Annotated in this window: 3 protein-coding genes and 1 pseudogene; all 4 read right to left on the reverse strand. The window is 62.2% G+C overall.

Annotated features, from left to right (window positions below):
• A pseudogene (locus VFL62_RS16185) lies at window positions 1-320 on the reverse strand (peptidase M20); the annotation flags it as partial.
• Between the two features lie 115 nt (window positions 321-435).
• Window positions 436-1,815 carry a GTPase HflX gene (gene hflX / locus VFL62_RS16190; protein ID WP_325173393.1) on the reverse strand — a complete coding sequence of 460 codons (1,380 nt, stop codon included), beginning with the start codon at window positions 1,813-1,815 and terminating at the stop codon, window positions 436-438.
• Window positions 1,816-1,826: 11 nt separating this feature from the next.
• A complete protein-coding gene (hfq, locus tag VFL62_RS16195; protein ID WP_006020546.1) occupies window positions 1,827-2,075 on the reverse strand; it encodes an RNA chaperone Hfq in 249 nt (82 codons plus the stop codon).
• A gap of 255 nt (window positions 2,076-2,330) precedes the next feature.
• Window positions 2,331-3,591, reverse strand: a 1,261-nt coding sequence (locus VFL62_RS16200; protein ID WP_325173394.1) for a sigma-54 dependent transcriptional regulator, incomplete at its 5' end; no start/stop codon positions are given.

Here is a 3,591-nt window from a genome sequence, read left to right on the forward strand (position 1 = left end):
GTGGCGATCACATTGCCCTCGCCGTCGATCGCAGCATCCTTGAAGCCGAGCTCCTGCATGCGCTTCAGAAAATACGCGGCGCGGAACTTTTCCTTGTAGGGCGGTGCGGGGATCGCGGTGATGCGCATCTGCTCGGCAAAAGTAACCTCATCGTCGGCCTTGAGGTCGGCAAGTGCCTTCTTGACGGTGTCGCTGGCGAGAATACTCGAAAGCGCGGCATCGACCGGAGCTGGTGTCTCCGCAGCCAGCGGCGCGGCGGCCAGCGCGAACGCCGCGACAGCGCCGCCTGCGATGAGGCGCTTTACGATTGGTCGATTCATGATGACGCTTCCCGAGTACCCACTTTTCAAAGGTCGCGCTGCCGTTTCAGCACTGACCTTGATTGGCCGCAAGGGCTTTTGGCGGCGGAGACGGAGGGCATTTTTGCTGTGACGACTACGATGCGTGAGGCACCGCATCAAACCGGTTGATCACGAGATCGCGCTTGGTCTCGTCGACACGGACGGTCATTTCGTACCGCCCATCATGGAGGTTCTTGTCCAGGACCTCCGAATTGCGATGCAGCCAGCTGATGCCGGCGCCATCGGCGGCATCGATCGACAAATGCAGCGTGGTGCGAGTAGCGGCCAGCCGATCCTCAATCGCCGCCAACAGGCGGTCGATCCCCTCGCCTGTCTCGGCGGAAACCAGAAAACACGGCCGCTCCGGCGAACGGCGCGCGGCGATATTCTCGACGTTTTCCCGTCCCTCCGGCGAGAGCCGGTCGATCTTGTTCCAGACCTCGACAATACGCTGTCCGCCCTCTGTATCGATGCCGAGCTGGCGGAGCACCGCCTCGACATCCTGCTCCTGCGCTTCACTGTCTTCGTGCGAGATGTCCCTGACGTGGAGGATGACGTCGGCCTCGAGCACCTCCTCGAGCGTGGCACGAAACGCAGCAACCAGCTGCGTCGGCAGGTTGGAGATAAATCCGACGGTGTCAGATAGCATCGCCTTGCCGCCGTGCGGAAGGTTGAGCGCGCGCAAGGTCGGATCGAGCGTCGCAAACAGCATGTCCGCGGCCTGAACCTCGGCCCGGGTCAGCCGGTTGAACAGCGTCGACTTGCCGGCATTGGTGTAGCCGACCAGTGCAACCACGCGATACGGCACGCGCTTGCGGCCGGCGCGATGCAGCCGTCGCGTCGCCTGCACCTTCTTCAATTCCTGCTCGAGCCGTGTGATGCGGTCACCGATCAGGCGGCGGTCGGCCTCGATCTGGGTTTCGCCGGGACCACCCATGAAGCCGAAACCGCCGCGCTGGCGCTCGAGGTGGGTCCAGGATCGAACCAGGCGGCTGCGCTGGTAATTCAGATGCGCGAGCTCGACCTGAAGCGTGCCTTCCTTGGTCTTGGCGCGGCGTCCGAAGATTTCCAGAATGAGCCCGGTCCGGTCGAGTACCTTGGTGTGCCAGGCCTTCTCCAGGTTGCGTTGCTGGATCGGCGACAGCGCACAGTCCATGATCACGAGCTCGGCCTCATGGCTGGCGACGAGCCCGGTGATCTCCTCGACCTTGCCCTTGCCAAGATAGGTCGCCGGCCTGATCTGGCTGATCGGCGCGACCAGCGCCTCTGCCACGGTCAGATCGATCGCACGCGCCAAACCGGCCGCCTCATCGAGGCGCGCCTCAGAATCGCGAATGGCATGGGTTTCCTCTCGCGCATCTGGGTCGCCCCGGCGCGTTCGCAAATATGGGCCGATGACAATCACCCGCCCGGTTTGCTTCCCCACTGCCGACCGCGGACGGTCGGCGCCCCCGTCAGAATTTCGGGGTTCCAATCAGCTCACTCTCAAGCCGGTGCGTCCTCGCCGCCTTCGAACAACTGGATCGGAGCGCCTGGCATGATGGTCGAAATCGCATGCTTGTAGACAAGCTGCGAGTGACCGTCGCGCCGCAGCAGCAGACAGAAATTGTCGAACCAGGTCACAATTCCCTGCAGCTTTACCCCGTTGACCAGAAAAATCGTCAGTGGCGTTTTGGTTTTTCTAACGTGATTGAGGAAGGTGTCTTGTAGATTTTGTGCGCGGTCTGCCGCCATTGTTTTTATCCCGCAAGTCTCGGTGCTTCTTTTTATTGAACCGTCGGCTGCTTTCTGACGAAACAGTCCGCCGGCTACCGGCTCCCTTGAGATCCCCCTCCGGGGAGCACAGTCGTGTGATTAGAGGGCAGGCTTGGATATTAGGCAAGCAGCTTCGCGCGGAAGTGGTGCCAAAGAGGGAGCAATTCTCCATAAACCCGTGAAAAGAGGCCGAAATTCTCGGGCGCCCATCGCCGCCGGTCTCAGAGCGGAGGCTCAGCCGACGCCGAGTGCCTTGAGTTTGCGATGCAGTGCCGAACGCTCCATCCCGACGAATTCCGCTGTGCGGGAGATGTTGCCGGAGAAGCGGCTGATCTGCGCCATCAGGTAGTCGCGCTCAAAGACTTCCCGCGCCTCACGCAGGGGTAATCCCATAATATGTTCGCCGTTATTGCTGGTCGGCATGGCCGGGACCATCGAGCCGACGTCCTGCGGCAACATATCCGCGGTGATAATGACCTCGGGTCCTCCGCCGGCCAGAATCATCACCCGCTCGACATTGTTGCGAAGCTGGCGAACGTTGCCCGGCCAGACATGCGACTGCAGAACCGCCATGGCGTCCTGCCCGATCTGGCGCTTCGGCAGCCCGGTCGCGGCCGAAATCTGGTCCATGAAATAGTCGATCAATTCCGGAATGTCCTCGCGCCGCTCCGACAGCGGTGGAACGCGGATCGGCACCACCGACAGGCGGTGGTAGAGATCTTCCCGGAAATGGCCGGCGGCGATCTCCTCCTCGAGATTGCGGGCCGTAGAGGAGATGATGCGGACGTCGACGCTCACCTTGGCGGTGCCGCCCTGCCGCTGGAACGTTTGTTCGACCAGCACGCGCAAGATCTTGTTCTGGGTCTCGCGCGGCATGTCGCCGATCTCGTCGATGAACAGCGTACCGCCGTGGGCTTCCTCAAGCGCGCCGGTCTTGCGTGCATGCTCGCCATTGGGCTCGACACCGAACAGCTCGATCTCCATGCGCTCGGGCGTGATCGCCGCCGCGTTGATCACGACGAACGGGCCCTCGGCGCGGCTCGACATGTTATGCAGCGTACGCGCGGCCAATTCCTTGCCGGCGCCCGACGGGCCCACGATCAGGATGCGGCTGTTGGCCTTGGCAGCGCGCTCGATGGTCTGCCGCAACTGATTCATGCAGGCTGAGCGTCCCGTCATGACGCTGGCGGTGGGCGCCAACTGCTTCAGTTCCTTCACTTCGCGTTTCAGGCGCGAGGTTTCCAGCGCCCTTGTCGCCACCAAGATCAGCCGATCGGACTTGAAGGGCTTTTCGATAAAGTCATAGGCGCCACGCTTGATGGCGGCGACCGCCGTTTCGATGTTGCCGTGGCCCGAAATCATCACGACCGGAAGATCGGCATGGTCGCGCTTGATCTGCTCGAGCAGTTGCAAACCGTCAAGCTTGCTGCCCTGCAGCCAGATGTCCAGGAACACCAGGTTGGGCCTGCGGTTGGCGATTTCGGCGAGCGCCGAA

This window comes from Bradyrhizobium sp. (genome assembly GCF_035701725.1).
In the GTDB taxonomy this organism is placed as follows: domain Bacteria; phylum Pseudomonadota; class Alphaproteobacteria; order Rhizobiales; family Xanthobacteraceae; genus Bradyrhizobium.

What these genes read in the sequence shown, in the direction of transcription:
- hfq (WP_006020546.1), bottom strand. Translation starts at nt 2,075, where the DNA reads ATGGCGGCAGACCGCGCACAAAATCTACAAGACACCTTCCTCAATCAC.